Raw genomic sequence first — 801 nt, forward strand, 5'->3', positions numbered from 1 at the left:
TACGTTTTAATTAATACGTATTTATATTCAAATTATGTCAGATTCAGATGATTGTAAACATAATTTCTCGCATTTAGATAACGAATATACTCAAGAGGAAATTCAACGGATTGAAACTCTACCAAAGGTGACTTTAGAAGAGTGGTTTCAGATGCCTTTAGAAGAGTGTTTTGTTTACGGAGAGGAATAGTTCCGAAAAAATATTCAGCTAATTTTTTTATTTTTTCTAAATCTTTTTTGTCTTTATATATTTTTAAATTTCCGCTTTTAATGGCTAATAAATAATAGTAATTATTTTCATTTAATTCAATAATGTGTTTTTCTTTTTTTGATTCAAAATCTTCTAAACTCATTTTATTGAATTTATTAAGATTTGTTACTGTAACAATGTTTCTAACTGTTTTCATAGCTTATTATGTTTAATTATTTATTTTTAAAATACACTTCAAATATTATTTTTGCTAATAGTGGTATTATGAATACCCACCAAAATTTTGTAAAAAAAGCTTTAAATGAGTTTGATTTTAATTCAGCTTTATTTGGGTGGTTTTTTTGTGCTTTATTATTTTTTCTTTTTTTTAGAAAAAACCAATAAACTTTCCTAAACCAATAATAATTGTATGGATATAAATTAAATGTATGTAATGGGGCGTTTTTCAATACACCTCTAATTACATTTAAAGCAAAAGCCCTGTCGTGGAAAGATATTTTTTCAATACTATTTAATTTTTCAATTTCTATAATTCTGTACTTACCTTTAAGTATGTTATAGGATTTTTCAAACATTTCCTTATCTGTCAT

2 protein-coding genes are annotated in these 801 nt (G+C 24.0%); both read right to left on the minus strand.

Going from position 1 to position 801, the window contains the following annotated elements:
* Positions 1 to 32: 32 nt before the first annotated feature.
* Positions 33 to 407 carry a hypothetical protein gene (locus ES044_RS18335; protein WP_147120794.1) on the minus strand — a complete coding sequence of 125 codons (375 nt, stop codon included), beginning with the start codon at positions 405 to 407 and terminating at the stop codon, positions 33 to 35.
* Positions 408 to 423: 16 nt separating this feature from the next.
* On the minus strand, positions 424 to 801 hold a 378-nt coding region (locus tag ES044_RS18690; protein WP_147120795.1), incomplete at its 5' end, for a hypothetical protein.

The sequence above is a fragment of the Polaribacter sp. IC066 genome (assembly GCF_007997085.1).
Taxonomy (GTDB): Bacteria; Bacteroidota; Bacteroidia; order Flavobacteriales; family Flavobacteriaceae; genus Polaribacter.

Bases quoted from the DNA above. Each gene is read 5' to 3' on its own strand.
- ES044_RS18335 (WP_147120794.1), bottom strand. From the start codon at position 407: ATGAAAACAGTTAGAAACATTGTTACAGTAACAAATCTTAATAAATTC.